Below are 17,766 nucleotides of genomic sequence, written 5' to 3'. Positions count from 1 at the left end.
GCGGTCAGTGCCTGTCTTTCGCGCGACCCGCTCGCCTCGGCCATGGAGATTGACCCTTGCTGCAGCCCATCTCTGTCCCGGAAGCGCTGGTGGCACTTCGCGCGGTTTGGTGCCACGAGGCAGCGGACTCGTCACATGAACGGAATCGGTGTGCACACCTTACACAAAAATACCACGAATGTGAACTCGGGTGGCAGCGTGATCGCTTCTGTATAGTTTGGGGCGTGAGTGACCAGGGGTTTCACGCGGAGGTGCGGGCCCTCCTCCGCGATCGACTACTCGATGCGGCCTTCGAGCTGACCTGCTCCCACGGCTGGCAAGCCGTGACCATGGGGCGCATCGCCGAGCGGGTCGGAGTGAGTCGCAAGAGCGTCTACAACGAGATCGGCACCAAGAACGATCTGGGAGTGGCCCTCATCGCTCGTGAGACCGAGCGCTTTCTCGCCGGAGTCTCCGCCCAACTGCAGGCCCATCCGGGTGATCCGGGTCGTGGCCTGCCGGCCGCCACGGAGTTCGTGATGCGCACGGCTGCCGACAATCCACTCGTCAAAGCTGTGGTCCTCGGCGCCCCCGGGGGCAACAACGATCTCCTGCCCCTGCTCACGACCCACCCTGAACCGGTCCTGCAGCCCGCCCTGGCCCGCATCCAGGCCGACGCCGCCGTCCTCTACCCGCAGCTTCCCCCGGACACGCGCGTGTGGCTGATCGAAGTGTTCGTGCGCCTCACGCTCAGCCACCTCACTCAACCGGTTGGCCCTGTGGAAGATGCCGTCGCTCAAATCCGAACCCTCGTCGCGCACGCCACTACGGCCACGATTGAGACAGGCAGCGACACGTCAGAGGAGACGACGAAGCGGTAGATCGCCATGGGTTTGCGCTGAGGGGTGCCGGTGCGGAAGGTCTGTCTGGTCGAGGGGAGGCCGACGTCTGTTCCGTAAAGATGGGCCGACGTTCCGCAGGCACCGTTTGGGTCAGCGGGGGTGGGGACGCTGCCGCCGATTGGTCGTGCTCTCCGCCAAAGAACTTTCCCGGTGCCCGAACTCGGGGAATTGCCGGGAGGAACTGCGGTTGGCGGTTGAGACTTGATCGGGGCACGCAGCCCGGCACAGAGATCGACAACGATGCCTGGGGAACTCCACCACCGCAAGGAGTTGGCATCTTGACCTCGGCGCATGTTCCGGCGTTTTCACCGCCCGACGGATTCGGTGGGAGCTGAGGGAAAGCTCGTCGGACTCATGACCTCGACGAACCCGTGGGCGGGAGTCGGATGTCAGGTGCCGCTGGCCATATCGGACACGTGTTCCCACTTCTCCCAGTGGCGGATGCGGTCGGCGTAGACCCGGTTGAAGGTGTTCACAACACCGGAGCCGAAGGCGACCCGACGAGGCGGCTGCTTCGCGTCGACGATTTCGAGCATGGCCGGTCCCGCGTGGCTGGGGTCGTAGCCGCCTGATCCCCATGAGCCCGGCCGGATGGCGTCGTAGGCGGGGTTCGGTGTGGTGTGCTTGGCGGACTGGCCGCCCCAGTCGGTGGCGTAGCCTGCGGGTTCGACCACCGTGACGTGGATACCGAAGCCGGCGACTTCCTGGGCGAGCACGTCGGAAAGACCTTCGACCGCCCATTTGCTGGCGACGTAAGCGCCGAAGTGCGGGACGGCGACGATGCCGCCGAAGCTGGAGATCTGGATGATGTGTCCGCTGCGCTGCTCGCGCATGATCGGAAGTGCGGCCTGGGTGACCCACATGGTGCCGAACAGGTTTGTCTCGATTTGCTCGCGTGCCTCCTTTTCGGACGTTTCCTCCACGAAGCCGAACAGTCCGTAGCCTGCGTTGTTGATGACGACGTCAAGGGCCCCGAAGTGCCGCTGCGCGGCGTGCACCGACTCGAATGCGGCGGCGCGATTCGTCACGTCGAGAGTGAGGGGAAGGATCGCGTCGCCGTAGGTGTCGACCAGTTCGGCCAGCGCATCGGGGTTGCGGGCTGTGGCGGCGACTCTGTCGCCACGGTCAAGGGCTGCCGTGGCGAAGACGCGGCCGAATCCGCGGGAGGCGCCAGTGATGAACCAGGTCTTGCCACTCATGCTGATGCTCTTTCACTGGGGTTCGGGTTTAGTCCCGGGGCCGCCGCGGTGATCCGGTTGTCGGATCCCCCGGCGGCCCGGGATTCGTTGCGCTTTGGTGAGCGCCCGAAGGGGCCCTATCCGGTCTTCTGAACTGCCTCGATGAGAGCCCCTGCGGCGAGGAGGCCGAGATCGTTCGAGGCGAGTGGGCTGTCGCCGGTCAGAAGCTTGCGGTCTTGGTGGGTCTTGCCGGTCATGTCATCGTTGAGGACTGTCAGACCTTGTTTGGTCAACCGGTCGGCCACGAGCCACCGCAGCCGCCCTGGCAGGTAACCGATGTCAAGGTTCGGCCCTTCGTCGAGCGCATCCGGGAACACGCAGGCGGAGTAGCCCTTGAATGGCGATTCCTCCTTGTCCAGGGAGGCGGCGAGCAGCGCGGCAGGGCCGTGGCACAACGTGATGACGAACTTGTCGTTCGCCAGAGCCCAGTCCAGCGTGTCCCGCACGGCCTCGCTCTCCGGCAACCCGATGACGGCAGCATGTCCACCAGGGATGAAAACGGCAAGGTAGTCAGAATCCTCTCCGAGTTCGTTGGCGACGACCTCGGTGAGTTTCTTGGGTTGCTTCAGCTTCGCCTTGAGCGACTCATAAGTGGCCTGCACAGCCTCGTCCTCGTGCGGCATGGCCCACAATTCGAGTTTGGCCGGATTGCCACCAATGGTCGCGACATCGACCTCGAAACCGGCCTCGATGAGGTGGTGCAGGGGAAGCAGCATTTCGACCGGGTGGTTACCCGTCGAGAAGAACTTGCCGTTTTCCAGCAGGAGGTAGCGCTCGTCCGCAGCGATCATGAGGATCTTCCACTTGCCGCCGGTGTATTCACCCTTGTGCTGCACCCCGGCGAAGTTGGTCTTCGACGCGGTGTATTGGCTCAATGAGTACGGGGACGGGAAGAACGCGTTGTCCTCAGCTTCGTCCGGCGTTGGATTCTTGCTCAGATTGGCTGTATCGGACATCTCGTGAACCTACTTTCATTGTTGAACCTTGTCGAACCTGTGACCGAGCAAAGTCAGCTCGGTGGTCGCAGGACGATCTTGCCGACGTGAGAGCCGCTTTCCATCAGCCGGTGCGCATCGGCGGCGCGTTCCAGCGGGAACACCTCGTGGATCTTGGGTAGGCATCGGCCTGCAGACAGGGCGGGCCACACCTTGTCGCGCAGATCGTCTGCGACGGAGGCCTTTTCTTGAGCTGAACGGGATCGCATGGTGGAACCAGTAAGTTTTGCTCGTTTGAGCGCGATGTCGAGTAGGTTGACCTTCTCGGCGGTCTCGCCGCCAAGGAAGCCGATCAGAAGGATCGTTCCGTCCTTGGCCAAGGCCTCGAGATTGCGCGTGAGGTATGCGCCACCAACGATATCGAGAATGATATCGACCCCGTTTCCGCCGCTCCAGTCGTGCACGACGTCGACGAAGTTCTCTTCACCAAAGTCGATGGCTCGTTCGGCGCCCAGTTCGAGGACCGCGTGGCATTTGTCCGGACCAGTGTCAGTGGCGCAAGCACGGAGGCCGAATTCCTCGGCGAGCATCAGGGCGGTCGAGCCGATGCCGCTGGTGCCGCCGTGGACGAGCAGAGTTGCACCCTTGGACGCGCTGGCGATGCCGAACAGGTTTGCCCACACGGTGAAGAAGGTCCCCGGAATGGCCGCGGCGTGCACCGCGTCGACACCGTCGGGCAAGGGGAGCGCCTGGGCGGCAGGCATGACGCAGTATTCGGCATAACCACCGCCTTCGGTCAGTCCGCAGACCCTGTCACCGATCGCGAACTGGGTAACGCCGTGGCCGACGGCGACGATCTCACCGGCGATCTCGAGCCCTGGAGTCGGGTTGACCCCGGGCGGCATCGGGTACTTGCCCTCGCGCTGCATCACGTCCGGACGGTTGACGCCCGCTGCTTCGACTCGCACGAGGATTTCGCGGTCGCGCGGTGTCGGCACGGCCACGGTTCGGGGTTGCAACACGTCGGGACCGCCGGGCCGGGAGATGACTATCTCGGTCATCTCGTTTGGGGTCGGTGCCTCGTTCACGATCGTCTCCTGTGGGTGTGAGTGGAGATCAGGAGGTTTCGGTTGCCGGAGTGGTCTGGGTGGTTGCGTCGAGCGCCACTGCGTGCGTTTCCTTCATCGCCAGTACGCATCCGGTGCTGATGATCCCGAGGGCAGAGAGGAAGAAGGCGACGCCGAAACCGCCGAACTCTGCTGCGAGAGGCGCTGCCACCAGTAGCGGCATGGCGCCGCCGAGAATGCCGGCCAGGTTGTAGCTCATACCCGCTCCGGTGTAGCGATACCGGGTGTGGAAGAGCTCCGGTAAATAGGCAGCGGCCGGGCCGTAGGGGATGGCGAGTACGAGCATCAGCAGCATCATCGCCACGAAGAAGGAGAAGGCGTTGCCGGGCTGCATGATGGCGAAGGCCAGCGGCCCGGCGACGATCCCGAACGTGGTGCCGACCAGCAGGACCGGCCGACGGCCGATCCGGTCCGAGACGATCGCCGAACCGATGACACCGACGGAGAGCACGCCTGAGGCGAGGATATCGACGACCAGGATCGTTGTCTGCGACAGGCCGAGCACGCCTGTGCCATCGGCGCGCCCGGCGTAGCCGGTGAGGTAAACGGTGGCGATGTAGAAGGAGGCGAACGTCATCGACAACATGCCGCCGCCGAGCATCACCTGACGCCACTGTTCGCGCAGGACGTCGGCGAAGGGCAGTGTGGCACTCTCGTTGCGGGTGGCGGCCTTGCTGAACGCGGGCGTCTCATCGATCTTGAGACGCACGTACAGCCCGAGGGCGATGAGCACCGCGCTGGCCAGGAAGGGAACGCGCCATCCCCAGTTCGCGAACGCCTCAGGGCTCACGACCAGCGCCGACACCAGGAACGTCGCGCTGGACATCGCGACGCCGAACCCCGGGCCGAGCTGGGGGAACATGCTGTACAGGCCTCGTTGCTTCGGCGGCGCGTACTCGGAGGTCAGCAACGCCGCTCCGGCCCATTCCCCGCCGAGCGCGACGCCCTGCACCGCCCGCAGAACTACGAGCACGATGGGCGCCGCAACACCAATGTCAGACGCCGTCGGTACGAGTCCGATCACGAACGTGGCACCGCCCATCATGATCAGAGTCGTGACGAGAGTCCTCTTGCGACCGAGGCGATCGCCGAAGTGACCGAACACGATCGCCCCGAGGGGGCGGAACACGAAGGCCACACCAAACGTGGCGATCGCCGCGACCGTTGCCGCCGCCGGGCCGAGCGAGGGGAAGAACAAGGGGCCGAACACCAAAGCGGCGGCGGTCCCGTAGATCAGGAAGTCGTAGAACTCGATCGTGGTTCCGACCAGTGAGGCGGTTGCTATGCGCCCCATCGGCCGCCGTGGCGCGGCACCATTGCCGGACGCCGTGGGTAGTTCGGTGCTCATGCTTCCCTCGAGGGTGATTAGGAGCTTCGGGTAGCACTCGACTATCCCGGTTACTCGCTCCCCAGGGCACGATGACCGGCTCACAACACCTGTCACATCGCCTTGTTGTTGGACAACAAAAGTCGGTTACGCTGACAAGACGATGTCGGCCATGGGTACTTTTGAGGTTCGGGAGTTGTGGTGATGGCGCGACGGAATGGGGTAAAGGGCGAGGTCGCTCCCGCTGTTCGGCGCATCATCGACGGCGTCGAGGCGTCTTTCGATGCGATCGTGGCGCGCTCGGTGGAGCGGACCTGGGCGCAGGTGCCCGCCTATGCCGCGAGCCCGGACGAAGGGCTGCACGCCGAGTTGACCGCACACGTGGATGCGGTGTTCAGGGCTGCGCTGACCTCGTTGTCCGAGGCCCGGTCGCCGCAGCGCTCCGACTTCCCGGTCACCTGGAAGTACGCGGCCAACCGCGTGCGCCAGGGCGTGGCCTTGTCCGACTTCCTCAAGGCGTACCGGATCGGGCAGGTCACCCTGTGGGAAGGGCTGCTGGAAACTGCGAAGGACGACCCGGAGGCGCGGGAAGCGGCGCTCACACTCGCCACCCACGTGATGCAGGTGATCGAAGTGGGCAGCACGGTGGCGGCGGAGGCCTTTCTGCACGCCCACCAACACCAGGTCGCGGAAAGCGACCGTGTCCGTCGAGACCTGCTCGAGGACCTGCTCGCGGGTCGTGACTTGTCGCCGGGCCCCAAACAGGCGATGTTGCGGTCGGCCGGTCTCGAGCCCGCGACCAGCGTGAGCGTCGCCTCCGCGGCACCGATCCGGCCGCTGTTGGGTGACTGGACGCTGCGCGATGCCGTATCAGCGGTGCGTGAGGCGGTCGGCGCCAGTTATCACGGGCTCACGGTCGTCCGCCAGGACGAGGTCGTCACGATCTTCCCGGTGCGCTCCGGTGGAATGAGCGGTGCGGCGGACGCCCTGGAGAAAGCGATCGCGCGGCTGAGCCGACAGGGAATTCCGCTGGCGGTGGGCATCAGCACCGCCCACAAGGGCCTGACCGAAGTGCCGGAGGCCTATGCCGAAGCGTGCGTGGCCAGGGACGGGCTTCGGGGTGAGCCGGGAGTGCTGGCGCTGCCGCAACTGTCGACCTTCGACTACCTGGTGCTGCGCGAGGACGAGACGGCCCGCCGGTTGATCCGGCCAGCGCTGCGCCGGTTCGTCGAGGAAGACCAGGCCCGGGGCGGGGCGCTGATCAGCACGCTGCTGGAGTACATCGCGAGCGACCTCAACGCGAAGGTCGCGGCGGAGCGCCTGCACATGCATGTCAACACCGCCTACTACCGGCTGGACCGCATCGCTGAGCGCACCGGATGCGACCTGCGCCGGCTCGCCGATGTGCAGGAGCTGTTGATCGCCGTGCGGTTGCTCTCCGGCCGCCCACCGGCCGCATCGCCGCCGGAAGGTCGGTGAACGCTCTCCAGAGTTTGTGGATTTGGCCACCGAGGTCATCTCAGCCATCGACGGTGGTCTTCCACTAGCCCTCGCAGCCCTGTCTGCTGAATTGCGCCGGCGCGCTGGCGCCTGTGGATGTGCCCATCAATGCAGGCGCCGGCGCCAATCCGGGGGAACGCGCTCCGCTGGCCCCGGTACCGATTGGGACACCGGGTGAGAGGTCGGTGGTGCGAGTTCGGGGCCCCGGTGGAACCGTCCGGTCTCGATGTTCCAGAACCAGTCCTCACCTGGTTCGAAGCTGCTGATGACCGAGTGACCGGTGGTGCGGGCGTGCTGGGTGGCGTGTTGTCCGGGTGAGGAGTCGCAGCAGCCGATGTGCCCGCACTCGGCGCAGCGCCGCAAGTGAAACCACCAGCCGTCGCCGGCCAGGCATTCCACGCAGCCGTTTCCGCTGGGGCTCACAGCTGGATTGATCCCTGGGATGGGCCCGGTTGCCATGGCAGACCTCCTGACTCGCGGGTTCTTGCTTACCACCGGAGTCTCTCTCCATCGAGAACGATTCGGATGGGACTCCGGCAGAACACACCCGATTATGACTGGCTGACAGCATTTCGGCTGCACGTTGCACCCGGGATCTATTGTGGTCGGCCAACAGAACCCTTTGTCGTTCCACCACAGTCTTTCCCCATCAGATAGTGGAGTCATGTTCTTCCCACCACAGAGGAGGTTGTGGGGGAATGTGCCGCGAATTGCTCATGTTGACCCGCTCAGTCCGATCACCGATGTGGGGTCGGCAAGTCATCCCGAAAGCCGGTGGGGAGCAGCCGTGTCACGCCGGATCGGCATGCGTGGGACTGCAGCTGGCAGGAAGAGGAGCGCGGTGAAGCGAGAAGACTCAAGGCTCTTTGATGGTGTTGCAGTGGCGGAGCGTTCTGCTGCTTCTCAAAGCCTGGGGGAGCACCCTGGTGCGCGTTCGGCGTTCGCTTTCTGGGTCGTCGCCGCGGCCATGGCATTCGCCCTCGCCGCTAGTGCGGTACCGTCCCCGCTCTATGTCGACTACCAGGCGCAGTGGCAGTTCTCCGCCGCGACGTTGACGTCGATTTACGCAGCCTACGCCGGTGGTGTGGTGGTCGCGCTCTTGCTCTCTGGGGGTCTATCGGATCGGATCGGGCGCCGACCAGTATTGCTGGGTAGCGTCGCGGTGCTGATCGCCAGTCTGGTTCTGTTCGTCTTCGCGAGCGGAGTGGCGTGGCTGTACGTCGCGCGTGGCGTGCAGGGCCTGGCCACCGGTGTGTTCACCGGCGCTGCCGGAGCCGCCCTGACTGAGCTGCACCCGCGCAGTGATCACCGATTTGCGGCGATGGTGAACAGCACTTCCGGAGCGTTGGGGATCGCAGTGGGCGCGGTCGCCGCCGGCGCGATAGCCGAGTTCGTCGTTTTCCCGCTGCGAACGCCCTACGTGCTGCTCGCGATCGTCGCGCTTGTGCTGGTGACGGCAATTGCGTTGCGCGTGCCGGAGACCGTGGAACGTACCGGTGGGGGAGGTGTGCTCCGCCTTCAGCGCTTGAAGATCCCCCGTGAGATCCGTGGTCAATTCGCCTTGGCGTCGCTCGGCGCATTCGCGGCCTGGGCGGTGGCCGGCCTCTACCTCGGGCTGGGCGGCAGCATCGCCAAGGAATTGCTGCAGGTCAACAATCACCTGGTCGTGGGCCTGGTGATCCTCAGCATGCAGGGCGTAGGTGGGGTGGCGCAGGTGGTGTTCACCAGGATCTCCAACGTGGCCGCCTCGTTGGCGGGGAGTGCAGCGTTGATCGCGGGCATGCTCATCGCGGCGATGGCGTTGCCGCTGTCGAGTCCGGTTGTGTTCTTCGCCGGTGCGATCGTGACGGGGATCGGGTTCGGTCTGACGTTCATGGGGGCGACGCGGCGAGTGGTGCAGGCAGCGCCGACCCACGCCCGCGGGGAAACGCTTGCCGCATACTTCGTCGTGGCCTACGTGGCGATCTCCGCACCGGTGGTCGCCGCCGGGTTCGTATCCGCGCCGCTCGGGCTCGCGACTACCTTCTACCTGTTTGCCGTCACGATCGCACTCGCAGCGGTGAGCACTCTGGTGGGCACCGTGCTGGGCCGGCGGGCGGATCGCACATCGCGTTGAAGCTGCAGTTGGCCTGGCGGTCGTTGCCGGCAACGGCACTCCCGTCAGGCTTCGGGAGATAGCTGCGTGCGTGGGTGGTAGCCGAGGAGATCCAGTGCAAATTGCGCGTAGTCGATGGCGATCTGCTCGGGTGTGGTCGGCCCTGCCGGTCGAAACCACTGGGGCAACGACGTGCACATGGTCGAGATGGCCCGCGTCGCGCTGCGAGGGTTGGAGGTCGTAAGGGTTCCTTCTCCGATCGCGGTGTCCACTTCTTCGTCGAGCATGCCTTGGATGTCGTTGCGCAGCCCGGCGATGCGCCGCCGGCTCGCGGGCTCCAGGCCGCGCATCTCGCTGGCGCCGATGAACACGAGATCATGCCGATGCGTGTGGAACAACGCCAGGCATTCGACCATGAGCGCCACCCGCAGATGCGCGGACCGCCCTTCACGTCGTGCGGCGGGAACCCTCCAGTGCAGCTCATCCATGCTGATGTCCAGGCAGGTCACCAGCAGTTCCTGCTTGCTGCTGTAGTGGTGGTAGACGCCCGGCACGCTCATCTCGGCCCGCTGTGCGATCGAACGCATGGTGGCACCGTGGTATCCGGTTTCGACGAACGCGCCGATGGCGGCTGTGAGCACCGGGTCTATCGCAAGCGGCGGAAAGTCCCGCCAGTTGTCGGTACGGGTTCCCGGGTGGCCAGGCGCCGCCGGCGGCCAGGGGCGCGCGGCCTCCGCTGAGAGCCCGCTGAGCAGATCGCTCGCTGTCGTTGCCAGCTCCGTCGCGATGACGTGGAGCCTGGCGACCGAGACGCCGGTCTTGCCGGTCTCGATGGCACTGAGCGTGGCCGGGCTGACGTCGATCCGCTTGGCGAGATCGCGCAGTGACGTGCCGCGGCTTTGCCGAGCTGCCCGGATGGTTTCCCCGACGAGGTCCGAACGCGTGTGTGGCGGGTGAGGGGCTTCCTCCAAGTGTTCAGCATAGCAAAACACTTCTTTATGGCGCCTGTTCAGTTCATCCGCTCATAGGTTGACCATGTGCCTTTTTAATGCGAACTTCTAGCTCCACGAAGACGCATCGTCAGACCGAACGATCGTTCCGTACTCGATGATGAGGCAGGGATTGACCATGGCTGATGTCGCCAACATGGACGAGCTCCTCCGCAGTGCCCCGACGAACTGGGGCAGGTGGGGCACCGACGACGAAGTGGGCGCTCTCAACCACCTCACCCCGCAAGAGGTGCTTCGCGGTGTCTCCCATGTCCGGACGGGCGCAGTGTTCACTTGCAGCGGCTGATCGGCGACCCGAATGGGGATCCGGTGTGGCCGGGGCGCGCGCCGGCCACCAGGGAAATGATCATCGACGAGTCCCGCTGGGATGAGGACGGTGCCCCAGCTTTCCCAGGCGGACTGCACTACGCCGATGACAAGCTCGAAGCCTTTCTGCAGGGATCGACCCAATACGACGCGCTGGGGCACGTCTGGTACGGCGGGAAGATCTGGAACGGCTACGACGCTCGCACCACGGTGGGCGGCCTGGACAAGGCCAGCGTGGAACCCATCGCCGAGCGGGGTGTCGTGGGGCGGGGAATCCTGCTCGACATGGCGCGGTACCGGGGTAAGGAGAACCTGGGCAAGGCGGAAACGTTCACGCACGAAGATCTCGAGGCCTGCGCCAAGGAGCAGGGCGTCTCCATCGAGAAGCACGACGTGCTGATCGTGCGCACCAACTTCCTCAAGCTGTTCTTCGAACAGGGGGATGCGTTCTACGAGGACTTCTGCGAACCAGGGCTGGTCTACAGCCGTGAACTCACGGAGTGGTTCCAGGACAGGGAGATCCCGAACCTGGTCACGGACACCATCGCCAACGAGGTCACCTTCGACCCGAACAACGGCTTCGCGTTGCCGTTGCACTGCGCGTTGATGCGCAACCTCGGGGTGGTGTTCACCGAGGTCTGCGATCTCGAGAAGCTGGCTGACGACTGCGCCCAGGACGGGCAGTACACCTTCCTCTACACCGCAGCCCCGCTGAAGGTGCACCAGGCGACAGGTGCGCCGGTCAACCCCGTGGTGGTCAAATGAGCACGTACAACGATCGTCCTTGGCTGGATCACTACACCAGCGGCACGCCGGCTGACATCACCGCCGACTACTCGACGATGCTCGAGATGCTCCGAGCGGCGGTGACATGTGCACCTCAGGTCACAGCGATCCGGTACTTCGACGGAGAACTCACCTTCGCTGAGGTCGACGCGGCCTCGGACGCTCTGGCAGTCGGGCTGCAGGACAACGGGTTTCGACGCGGCGACCGCTTGGGCATCTACGTTCAGAACAACCCGGCATTTGTGATCGCACTAGTAGCCGCGTGGAAAGCTGGGGGAGCAGCTGTCGCGATCAACCCGATGAACAAGGCTCGAGAGTTGACCTATCTCCTGGCTGACTCGGGTGCCACCGCGCTGCTGTGCCTGGACGAGCTCCACGCGTCGGTGGCGCGCGATGTGGTCTCCTCCGGCGCGACGCAGGTCTCCACGGTCATCACGTGCTCGGCCCTGGACTGGCAGACTCGAGGGGACCAGCGGATCTTCGGGCGGGTAACCCGGGAGCGCCACGAGGGAACTCTCGACCTGCTCGAACTCATCGACGACAACCGAGGCCGTGAGCCGCGGGCCGAGCCACCCAGGCCTGGGGATGTCGCGGTGCTGACCTACACCTCGGGAACCACCGGTCAGCCCAAGGGCGCGATGAACACGCACGGCACGATGGCGTTCAACGCCCAGACGTATCGCGATTGGATGGGCCTGACCCCGTCCGACAGCGTGTTGGGCATCGCCCCGCTGTTCCACATCACCGGACTGATCGGCCACGTCGGCGTCGCCCTGCTGCTGCCATGCCCGCTGGTCCTGGCACACCGATTCCACGCCGGTGCGATCCTGGACGCGGTCCGGGAACACCGTCCTACCTTCACTATCGGCGCGATCACTGCGTTCATCAGCCTGTCCACGGTGGAGGGAGCTACTGCAGAAGACTTTTCGTCCCTCCGGCTGATCTATTCCGGTGGTGCTCCAATCCCGCCGGCGGTGAACGAGCAATTCCTGGCGAAGACCGGTCACTACATCCACAACGCTTACGGCTTGACCGAAACGAACTCACCCACCCACCTCGTGCCACCCCACTCCAGAGCGCCGGTGGACCCCACCTCGGGAGCGCTGTCGATTGGCGTTCCGGTGTTCAACACCGCCGTGCGGATCCTCGACGACGACGGTGTGGAAGTCCCAGCAGGCCACCTGGGCGAGATCGCGATCTCGGGTCCGCAAGTCGTGCCCGGCTACTGGAACAGGCCCGAGGCCACTGAGGCCTCGCTGCCCGGCGGAGAGCTCCGCACCGGCGACGTCGGCTTCATGGACGCCGAAGGCTGGTTCTACATCGTGGACCGCAAGAAAGACATGATCAACGCGTCGGCGTACAAGGTCTGGCCGCGTGAGGTCGAGGACGTCCTCTACGGGCACCCGGCGGTGTTGGAGGCAGCCGTAGTCGGAGTTCCCGACGAGTACCGCGGCGAGACCGTCAAGGCCTTCGTCGTGCTCAAGCCCGGCTCCTGGACGACCGTGGACGAGCTCTCCGGTTACTGCAGGAACGGTATGGCGGCCTACAAGTACCCGCGGGAGATCGAGCTGGTCAGCGAACTACCCAAAACGACAACCGGGAAGATCCTGCGTCGACAGTTGCGTACCACCAATCCCTGACCCAGTGCCAGCCTGGCCGACCCGAACGCCTCGCCGACCTCGTGATGCTGGAGGCCGGCGAGGCGTTGTGGAGGAATGATCCCTTGACCAGTCACAACGCGACGTCGGAGCAATCAGAGCTGCGAGAACTCGTCTGCCCGGAGGAATTGGGCCGTTTGCTCGCCGACAGCCTGCAGGATCCGGCATGGCAGGACATGACGTGGACGCTGATCACCGGCGGTAAGTCAAACCTGACCTTCGAACTCACGAGTGCTTCCGGTCAGTTGGTGCTTCGACGTCCGCCGCGGGGCCCCTTGCTGCCGCGTGCCCACGACATGGGTCGCGAAGTGCGGGTCCTCCACGCCCTCGCGAACACGACCGTCCCGGTGCCGGAAGTCGTCGTTCAGGACACCACGAGTAGCACGATCGGCGCACCCTTCTACGTCATGGAGAAGGTGTCGGGACACGTGCTGCGTGACGAGATGCCGGACGACTACGCCCTGGCCAATGAACTCGCCGTTCGCATGCCGGAAAGCCCTCCGCCCGCTGTCGTCCACGGTGACTTCCGGTTGGATAACTGCCTGATGAGCCGGAACGAGCCCTCCACCGTGGCTGCCGTGCTCGACTGGGAACTGTCCACGCTCGGCGATCCGCTCACCGATGTCGGACTGCTGCTGTTCTACTGGCGGGAAGTCGGCGAAGCACAACGTCTCCTCAGCCCGACCGTGACAACGCTCCCGGGATTTCCCGCAAGAGATCACCTCGTTGACCGCTACGTGGCCCACACCGGTCGAAACGTGGACGCAATCCACTTCTACGAGGCGTTCGCCCACTTCAAGTTCGCGGTGATCGCCCAAGGCATCGCCGCCCGCGTCGCCGGGGGTGCCATGGCGGGTCAGGACTTCGGTGATCTCTCCGACGAGATCATCCGAATCGCGGAGGAAGGACTGGCCATTATCGGTCGGTCGGCCTGACCGGTATCCGCAGAAGCGCATCGCAGCAGAACGGAGAGGAATCATGTCGGTGCTGGACACCTTCCGCTTGGACGGGAAGGTCGCGATCGTCACCGGTGCGAGCTCAGGTCTAGGCGCGGGCTTCGCGCGCGCGTTGGCCGACGCGGGTGCTGACGTCGTACTGGGCGCGCGCCGCGGGGACCGTATGAGCGAGGTCGCGGCTGACGTCGAAGCCAAGGGACGCCGCGTCCTGGTCGTGCAGACGGACGTTTCCCAGCCGGAGGATTGCACCGCGCTCGCCGACGCCGCGATGACAGAGTTCGGCCAGGTCGACGTCCTGGTCAACAACGCGGGCCTTGGCACCGCAGTGCCCGCGCTTCGTGAGCAGCCCGATGAGTTCCGGCGCGTTGTGGACGTCAACCTCATGGGCAGCTACTGGATGGCGCAGGCCTGTGCTCGCGTTATGCGGCCCGGGTCGAGCATCATCAACATCGCCAGCGTGCTGGCCCTGATCAAGTCGTTCGCGCCCCAAGCCGCCTACGCAGCGAGTAAGACGGGCTTGATCGGCCTCTCTCGAGACCTGGCTCAGCAGTGGACCGGACGGCGGGGAATCCGGGTCAACGCCGTGGCGCCCGGATACTTCGCCAGCGAGATGTCGGCTGAGGTGCCGGCCGAAGATCTCGAGCTGTTCCTCCAGCACACGTCACCGCTCGGACGCATGGGCCAGCAACATGAGCTCGACAGCGCGATCATCTTCCTCGCCAGCCCAGCATCCTCCTACATCACCGGCATCACGCTACCCGTAGACGGTGGAATGTCAGGACACTGAACAACGTGATCTGTCTTGTCGCTCGATGCTGGCCTCCTAGCGGCTGCCTGACTGGTAGTAACCGAGCGTGTGTCCCATGCGCCGACGGTCCGGCGCCTTACCGGAGCTGCTCAGTCAGCAAGGGTGGGAACCACCCGATGATGATGCGTGGCCCGGGATCGGTGAGTATCTCTCCCGCACAGGGCTTGACAGCCACAGAAGCTGGAAGATCAAGTCGACCACCTGCGCCGCGGCCCCAGCACAGGTGGTCAACCTGCGCTGCATGTCTTTCGGGATCGAGCTGAACGCATCACCGAGTACCACGAAAGACCACTCCGCGCCCAGCAAATGAGAACCCCCACGAGCCGAAAGACTCGTGGGGTAAAAGAGTGTCCGAGGGGGGACTTGAACCCGCGTGCACAGCTGAATGTTGGCCGGAACGCGAGTCTACCGCCGGGCTTTCGACCGCGACGATCTTGAACTGCCCGCCCTGGCTGCGCTTGCACACGTGCCGATACCGGAGGTTTCCGGCAGACCCTGTCCTATGCAGGTCAAGACCTGCGACAATGACGTCTTTGAAACGCTTCAAAACCCCGGCAGCCCGCTCACCACCAGCAACCACACCTACAACCAGCTCCTACGCAGCCTGCGCGCCCCCGGCGAACGGCCTTCGCCCTCCTGACCGGACGCTGGCGAGCCCTCCGTCACTTCACCACCAGCCCCCGTAAGGGACGGGGCATCCGTGGTGAGCCGGGCAATGTGCGACGGATTTCCTGAATCCGGAGCTAGCGTTGTAGGCCAACGTGGGCGGCGCACAGTGCTACGCCGCTGAGCTTCGGACTCTGGGGAGGGTGGCGTGGATATTGAGCGCTTGTCGGCTGGGTTGTCCGAGTCGTGGCGTTGCCTGGTTCGGGACTGGGACCGGTGTTTGCGCGCCACTGGGCGTCCTGAAACAACCCGTTACAACTACCTGCTCGCGGTGGTCCAGCTCGGAAGGTACGTCGGGGCCAACGGCGATGGGGATTCCGTTGACGATCCCTCAGCTGTGTCGCGCGCGGACGTGGAATCCTTCCAGGCGTGGATGATTGAGACTCGGTCGGCCTCGACCGCGCTCAACAAGCACAAGTGTCTGCAGCAGTTCTTTCAGTGGCTGGCCGAGGACGAGCAAGCCGTGGACCGCTCGCCTGTGGACGGTGTTCGTCCGCCGCAGCCGCCGACGAAGTTGATCCCGGTCATCAGCAGCGACGACACGACACGCTTGCTGGAATCGTGCAAGGGTTCTGGGTTCATAAGTCTTCGTGATCAAGCGATGATCCGGCTGTACTGCAACACCGGCGCACGGCTGTCCGAAGTGGCCAACCTTCGTGTCGATGACATCGACTGGAGCACGGATTCGCTGATCTATCACGGTAAGGGTGGCAAGACCCGTCGTGTTCGCATGGGTCCCAAGACCGCACGAGCGGTGAGCCGGTATCTGCGAGCACGTGTGCGGCATGCGGGTTCGGAGCTTCCTGAGCTGTGGCTTTCCGAACGCGGTGGCGCCCCATTGCGCGCGAACGGCATCAAGCTCCGCCTCCGTCGCCTGGGGGAACGTGCCGGCGTCGCACGGGTTCATGCACACCGGTGGCGACACAACTACGCCCATGAGTGGAAGCGTTCCGGCGGCGATACGGGCGATCTGATGTTGCTGCTGGGCTGGAGTAGTGACGCGATGGCCCGGCATTACGGCGCGAGTGCTGCCGCCGAGCGTGCTCAGGAAACGCAGTCAAGGATGAGGATCGGTGACGATGTCTAAGCGCTCAGAACTCACTCCCGAACAACGGCGGCGCCGCGCTCGGATCGCAGCCCACGCCTCGTGGGCCAACACCCCGGATCGTTCCGCACGCACCCGCTCGGGGACCTCGGCGTTCCTTACGGGATTTGAGAAGCAGGTCGACCCCGACGGCGTACTCACACCGGAGGAGCGATCGCATCGCGCTTACCACGCCCGCATGGCCTACATGCTGGCCCTCGCCGAACGGTCCGCCGCTGCACGACGTCGGAATAAGGACCACAACGGTCAGCACGATCCGAAACACAGGTAAGAACGGAGCTGCCAATGCAGTGGGGTCCCCCAAAACCCCGTAACCCCCCCCCCCCCGGGGGGGGGGGGGGGGGGCCCCCCCGCCCCCCCCCCACCCCACTGCATTGTGATTCAGAGGTCGTCGCCGATGGCCAGCCGGTCCTGAGCCACCTGGGCGCGCTGTGCCGCGGCGCTCGCGCCGTAGTGCCTGGCCATGGTCTCTGAGCTCCAGCCCAGCACGAGCATCAGATCACCGGTGTCTCCACCAGCAGCCTTCCACTCATGCGCATAGGTGTGGCGCCACCGGTGGGCATGGAGGTTCTTGATCCCCGCCTGCTTGCCGAGGCGCTTGAGGCGGATCTTGATGCCGTTGGCATGCAGTGGCCGACCACCCCGGTCCGACAGCCACAGATCCGGTAGATCCGCACCAGCCCGCTTGGACCGGGCGCGCACATAGCGGCTCACCGCCCGCGCGGTACGAGCTCCAATCCGAACCCGGCGGTCCTTCGCGCCCTTGCCGTGAAAGACCACGGTCTCGGTCTTGAGATCCACATCATCGATAGTGAGCTGGGCGACCTCGGACAGGCGCGCGCCGGTGTTGGCGAACAGCCGGATGATCGCCTGATCCCGCAGGCTCAGGAAGTCCTTGCCGGTGCAGGCCTCCAGCAGCTGCGAGGTGACGTCGCCCTCGATGACCGGGATCAGCTTGGCCGGGACCGCGGGCTTGCGGACCCGGTCCATCGGCGAGCGATCGATCTCCCGCTCGTCGTTGAGCAGCCAGCCGAAGAACACCCGCAGCGCCTTGTGCTTGTTCACCGCCGTCGACGCCGATCGTGTCTCGATCATCCATGCCTGAAACGCCTCGATGTGGTCCCGGGTGACTTCCGTCGGGTCCTCTGCGGCGTCGTCGGCGTCGGGGTCCGGGGAGTGCTCGCCGAGGTAGCGGGCCAGCTGGCCTGCGGCGAGGAGGTAGTTGTAGCGGGTGGTCTCGGGATGGTTCACCGAACGCAGGCTGCGGTCCCAGTCGCGCAGGTACCCGGCCCACCCGGTCGACAGACCCTCGGTGAGCTTGCCAAGATCAAAAACGGCCATTCCAAAACTCCGTAGTCAAGGTGTCCA

General features: G+C 65.0%; 16 protein-coding genes. 9 read left to right on the top strand and 7 right to left on the bottom strand.

All coding sequences use genetic code 11. The features are described 5' to 3' along the window. Nucleotides 1-224: 224 nt before the first annotated feature. Complete coding sequence (locus R4I43_RS04345; protein ID WP_324264194.1) at nt 225-860, top strand: TetR/AcrR family transcriptional regulator; 636 nt, start codon at nt 225-227, stop codon at nt 858-860. 410 nt (nt 861-1,270) lie between these two features. Here R4I43_RS04345 and R4I43_RS04340 read toward each other — a convergent pair whose 3' ends face one another. The 4 genes from R4I43_RS04340 to R4I43_RS04325 form a co-directional block, all read right to left on the bottom strand. Continuing rightward, complete coding sequence (locus R4I43_RS04340; protein ID WP_324264193.1) at nt 1,271-2,080, bottom strand: SDR family NAD(P)-dependent oxidoreductase; 810 nt, start codon at nt 2,078-2,080, stop codon at nt 1,271-1,273. Between the two features lie 116 nt (nt 2,081-2,196). Continuing rightward, entirely contained in the window at nt 2,197-3,075 is an 879-nt protein-coding gene (gene hchA / locus R4I43_RS04335; RefSeq protein WP_324264192.1) for a glyoxalase III HchA, read from the bottom strand. Between the two features lie 53 nt (nt 3,076-3,128). Then, nucleotides 3,129-4,142 (bottom strand): NAD(P)H-quinone oxidoreductase, encoded by a 1,014-nt coding sequence (locus R4I43_RS04330; RefSeq protein ID WP_324264191.1) that lies wholly within the window; start codon nt 4,140-4,142, stop codon nt 3,129-3,131. A gap of 28 nt (nt 4,143-4,170) precedes the next feature. After that, nucleotides 4,171-5,529: an MFS transporter gene (locus R4I43_RS04325; RefSeq protein WP_324264190.1), complete on the bottom strand. Its 1,359-nt coding sequence runs from the start codon at nt 5,527-5,529 to the stop codon at nt 4,171-4,173. 183 nt (nt 5,530-5,712) lie between these two features. Here R4I43_RS04325 and R4I43_RS04320 point away from each other — a divergent pair, with 183 nt between their 5' ends. Beyond that, complete coding sequence (locus tag R4I43_RS04320; protein ID WP_132674405.1) at nt 5,713-6,987, top strand: PucR family transcriptional regulator; 1,275 nt, start codon at nt 5,713-5,715, stop codon at nt 6,985-6,987. Between the two features lie 126 nt (nt 6,988-7,113). On the opposite strand, the gene R4I43_RS04315 is transcribed toward R4I43_RS04320, so the two are convergent. Beyond that, nucleotides 7,114-7,467 carry a UBP-type zinc finger domain-containing protein gene (locus tag R4I43_RS04315; protein WP_132674281.1) on the bottom strand — a complete coding sequence of 118 codons (354 nt, stop codon included), beginning with the start codon at nt 7,465-7,467 and terminating at the stop codon, nt 7,114-7,116. A gap of 382 nt (nt 7,468-7,849) precedes the next feature. Here R4I43_RS04315 and R4I43_RS04310 point away from each other — a divergent pair, with 382 nt between their 5' ends. Next, the gene (locus R4I43_RS04310) at nt 7,850-9,124 is read left to right on the top strand and encodes an MFS transporter (protein WP_324264189.1); all 1,275 of its coding nucleotides are present in this window, start codon (nt 7,850-7,852) and stop codon (nt 9,122-9,124) included. 44 nt (nt 9,125-9,168) lie between these two features. On the opposite strand, the gene R4I43_RS04305 is transcribed toward R4I43_RS04310, so the two are convergent. Beyond that, complete coding sequence (locus R4I43_RS04305; RefSeq protein WP_324264188.1) at nt 9,169-10,074, bottom strand: TetR family transcriptional regulator; 906 nt, start codon at nt 10,072-10,074, stop codon at nt 9,169-9,171. Between the two features lie 312 nt (nt 10,075-10,386). Here R4I43_RS04305 and R4I43_RS04300 point away from each other — a divergent pair, with 312 nt between their 5' ends. The 6 genes from R4I43_RS04300 to R4I43_RS04275 all read left to right on the top strand — a co-directional run bounded on the left by R4I43_RS04300 (nt 10,387) and on the right by R4I43_RS04275 (nt 16,380). Next, the gene (locus R4I43_RS04300; RefSeq protein ID WP_324264187.1) at nt 10,387-11,184 is read left to right on the top strand and encodes a cyclase family protein; all 798 of its coding nucleotides are present in this window, start codon (nt 10,387-10,389) and stop codon (nt 11,182-11,184) included. Continuing rightward, a complete protein-coding gene (locus R4I43_RS04295; RefSeq protein ID WP_324264186.1) occupies nt 11,181-12,845 on the top strand; it encodes a class I adenylate-forming enzyme family protein in 1,665 nt (554 codons plus the stop codon). The genes R4I43_RS04300 and R4I43_RS04295 overlap by 4 nt, the downstream gene beginning before the upstream one ends. An 83-nt stretch (nt 12,846-12,928) precedes the next feature. Further along, complete coding sequence (locus R4I43_RS04290; protein ID WP_324264185.1) at nt 12,929-13,798, top strand: phosphotransferase family protein; 870 nt, start codon at nt 12,929-12,931, stop codon at nt 13,796-13,798. Nucleotides 13,799-13,841: 43 nt separating this feature from the next. Continuing rightward, complete coding sequence (locus R4I43_RS04285; protein ID WP_324264184.1) at nt 13,842-14,606, top strand: SDR family NAD(P)-dependent oxidoreductase; 765 nt, start codon at nt 13,842-13,844, stop codon at nt 14,604-14,606. 523 nt (nt 14,607-15,129) lie between these two features. Next, on the top strand, nt 15,130-15,267 hold the full coding sequence (locus R4I43_RS04280; RefSeq protein WP_324264183.1) for a hypothetical protein: 138 nt from the start codon (nt 15,130-15,132) through the stop codon (nt 15,265-15,267). A 174-nt stretch (nt 15,268-15,441) separates the two neighbouring features. Continuing rightward, on the top strand, nt 15,442-16,380 hold the full coding sequence (locus tag R4I43_RS04275) for a tyrosine-type recombinase/integrase (RefSeq protein WP_324264182.1): 939 nt from the start codon (nt 15,442-15,444) through the stop codon (nt 16,378-16,380). 399 nt (nt 16,381-16,779) lie between these two features. On the opposite strand, the gene R4I43_RS04270 is transcribed toward R4I43_RS04275, so the two are convergent. Beyond that, entirely contained in the window at nt 16,780-17,739 is a 960-nt protein-coding gene (locus R4I43_RS04270; protein ID WP_324264181.1) for a tyrosine-type recombinase/integrase, read from the bottom strand. Nucleotides 17,740-17,766 lie beyond the last annotated feature (27 nt).

Source organism: Saccharopolyspora mangrovi, assembly GCF_035320975.1.
Taxonomy (GTDB): Bacteria; Actinomycetota; Actinomycetes; order Mycobacteriales; family Pseudonocardiaceae; genus Saccharopolyspora; species Saccharopolyspora mangrovi.
This window is presented reverse-complemented; position numbering and strand designations above follow the sequence as displayed.

Coding starts and splice junctions, on each gene's coding strand:
- R4I43_RS04340 (WP_324264193.1), bottom strand. CDS start 2,080: ATGAGTGGCAAGACCTGGTTCATCACTGGCGCCTCCCGCGGATTCGGC.
- hchA (WP_324264192.1), bottom strand. CDS start 3,075: ATGTCCGATACAGCCAATCTGAGCAAGAATCCAACGCCGGACGAAGCT.
- R4I43_RS04325 (WP_324264190.1), bottom strand. CDS start 5,529: ATGAGCACCGAACTACCCACGGCGTCCGGCAATGGTGCCGCGCCACGG.
- R4I43_RS04320 (WP_132674405.1), top strand. CDS start 5,713: ATGGCGCGACGGAATGGGGTAAAGGGCGAGGTCGCTCCCGCTGTTCGG.
- R4I43_RS04315 (WP_132674281.1), bottom strand. CDS start 7,467: ATGGCAACCGGGCCCATCCCAGGGATCAATCCAGCTGTGAGCCCCAGC.
- R4I43_RS04295 (WP_324264186.1), top strand. CDS start 11,181: ATGAGCACGTACAACGATCGTCCTTGGCTGGATCACTACACCAGCGGC.
- R4I43_RS04285 (WP_324264184.1), top strand. CDS start 13,842: ATGTCGGTGCTGGACACCTTCCGCTTGGACGGGAAGGTCGCGATCGTC.
- R4I43_RS04280 (WP_324264183.1), top strand. CDS start 15,130: ATGCAGGTCAAGACCTGCGACAATGACGTCTTTGAAACGCTTCAAAAC.
- R4I43_RS04270 (WP_324264181.1), bottom strand. CDS start 17,739: ATGGCCGTTTTTGATCTTGGCAAGCTCACCGAGGGTCTGTCGACCGGG.